Here is a 2,696-nt window from a genome sequence, read left to right on the forward strand (position 1 = left end):
CTTGGCTGATTTTGAACAACGGGTTATTGCAGGGGGTAAAGAGATGACCGTCGTACTCTATAGCGATAAAGATGCGGCATTTCAAAACTTTGTAGGTGTGATGGATGTTCTCAAACGACTCGGGCATGAACAGCTCTATATCGTCACCGACAAACAAAAATAAGCAGGACAGAATGATGAATTATCGAACTATTCTTGCGGCTACCGCTATGATAAGCAGTGTGTGCGCGCAAGAGATTGTTACCTTGGAAAAAATCCAAATTGCGGAGGATTATACGGCTATCGATGAGCGACGGGATAACTCTATCGCGAAACGGATTATTAAAGCAGAAGAGTTGACCCAGTATGGCGATTCGAATGCGTTAGAGATCCTCCGACGCACCCCCGGAGTAACGATCCCAAATGGCAAAGGACCCGCCAGTGCACCGGGTAAGGGATACACGGTAGTGATGATCGACGGTGAAGCAACCTCGACCGGAACGAGTAAGCGAGTTAGTCCACTGGAGCAGATTTCACCCGATATGATCGAGCGGATCGAGGTGATGACGAATGGCTCGGCGGAGTACACTGCCGAATCGATGGGGGGAATCGTCAACGTTGTTCTCAAAAAACCGAAGGCGGAGGGGCGAACCTCTGCAAAAGTGACACTCGGTGCGTACGGTGAGGATCTGAGCGAAACCGCGTATGTGCAACGAGAAGGGAAGCTCGATAACGTTTCGTATTTGGTAAATCTGAACGCATCTAACAATATCAAAGAAGATCGGACCGACATCTTAACCGATAAAACAGCATTGGATACCGATGAAGAGCGTGATGATCGGAGCAAAAATCGCTCCGTGGGTGTGCGCGCAAAGCTTAACTTCACCCCCTCCTCACGCCTTAAAATACTCTATGACGGGTCGGTGACGTTTAATCATAATAGTGACACGATCACTTCGACGACTATGACCGAGGGCTCAGCCGCACCAACGAACCGTTACCGAAGTCATGACGATGCGACCAACACGATGCTTTGGTCGGCTTTGGGGGCGGAGCACCGATTCGGAGATGATATTTTTGAGTGGAAAGCAAAAATCCACTCGTTCGAAGAGAACGGCGATTTGGAGTCATTATCGACCCCTTCTGCTACCAATCGTAAAGAGCACGATTATGTATTGAGTCGGTTTTACGGTCTTCAGGGGGATTATACGGCACTTCGAGATGATCATTTCATGAAAGGCGGATTTGAACTCAAACGAAGCGATCAGATCGATGAAACTACAAGGATTTTAAACGGGGTAGATGTCACTTCGGCGAACGATAAAATCCAGATGAAAGAGGACAAACTCTCCCTCTATATCCAAGACGAATATACATTGAATGAGGGGATCGTTATTACCCCCGGACTCCGCTATGAAACATTAAATAGAGACTATGGTGCAACGTCGAATCTGGGTTACTTCGCGCCATCTCTACACGCACTGTTTCAGGTGACACCAAAAGACAATATCCGTGCGAGTGTCGCTAAAACCGTCCGTCTCCCAAGACTCAACCAACTATCGGCGAGTACCAACAGCACCCTCGATGAAAACAGCATCCATCGTCCCGATGTGATCGGAAATCCGAATTTGAACGAAGAGAAAGCGTTGAGTTATGAGCTTCGGTTTGAGCACTTTTTTGAGGATAAAGGTTTAGCAAGTATCGGCGGGTTTTATCGAACCATCAATGATAAAATCGAAAATGCGATCCGTTTTAACTCCGTATCGGGACGCTATGAGCAAACCCCTGAAAATGCAGGAGAGGGGTCGTTGTGGGGTCTTGAATTAGAGGTCAAAAAATCACTCAAAGAGTACATCACAGGGTTCGGAGTTTTTGCCAATGCAACGCTGCAAGACTCATCGATTACGAACACTCTAACCGGAGTCAAAAGAGAGCTTTTACAAACACCGAATTTTACCTGTAACCTCGGTTTCGATCACACGCTAAAAGGCTCTGAAATCACCTATGGCGCGGCGTATCGCTACGTCGGCGGATACGATGATCCGCAGGAGTATTTCATATCCCAATCACAAAAAGGGTACGGTACGCTCGATCTCTATGCCAATAAACGGCTCAATAAAATGTTTAAATTGCAGTTTAACGTAAAAAATATCACCGCTTCAACGGTAGAGACAACGTCACGTTTGTACGATGCAGGGGGAGCTATCACCCAAACTCAAGTGGATAAAGAGCGCACAAAACCACAGGTACTTTTATCGATTGAGGGGAAATGGTAATTTTCTAATATAACGCTCTATTTTCCAACCGACACGACTCCAACCGCTCCTCATCCAAAAGGGTGACAACCCCTGCTGTGGTGAGTAGTATGATGAGGATAATAGCGACCGCTATCCCCATACTTCTCCCACCTGCGCGCAAAATCGATCTTTTTTCAGGGTGAATTAGTGATGGACGGGTGCATTTGGCAAATACTTTTTCGCACGCTTCTTCACACAGCCCGCACTGGATACAGCGGATGTCAAAACCATTACGGATGTCGAGATTAGGGATGGGGCAGATTGTGACACACCCTTCGCACTCGGTACAGTTAATGTTCGGATCATCAAAACGGTAGGTGAGGCGATCTTCGATCGGGAGGATCGCGCACGTTGCTCCATAGGGGCAGAGATAGGCGCAATACCACCCCTGTACCATATAGACCTCGGCGATCATAAGCA

2 protein-coding genes are annotated in these 2,696 nt (G+C 47.4%); one reads left to right on the forward strand and one right to left on the reverse strand.

What is annotated here, in order from left to right; all coding sequences use genetic code 11:
• The first annotated feature begins 173 nt into the window (after nucleotides 1-173).
• Complete coding sequence (locus VFW36_RS03355; RefSeq protein ID WP_329657396.1) at nucleotides 174-2,255, forward strand: TonB-dependent receptor; 2,082 nt, start codon at nucleotides 174-176, stop codon at nucleotides 2,253-2,255.
• A gap of 4 nt (nucleotides 2,256-2,259) precedes the next feature.
• Here the strand turns inward: VFW36_RS03355 and VFW36_RS03360 are convergent.
• A partial coding sequence (locus tag VFW36_RS03360) for a 4Fe-4S dicluster domain-containing protein (protein ID WP_329657397.1) occupies nucleotides 2,260-2,696 on the reverse strand: 437 nt, incomplete at its 5' end.

Origin of the sequence: Sulfuricurvum sp. (genome assembly GCF_036279695.1) — a bacterium.
GTDB lineage: Bacteria > Campylobacterota > Campylobacteria > Campylobacterales > Sulfurimonadaceae > Sulfuricurvum.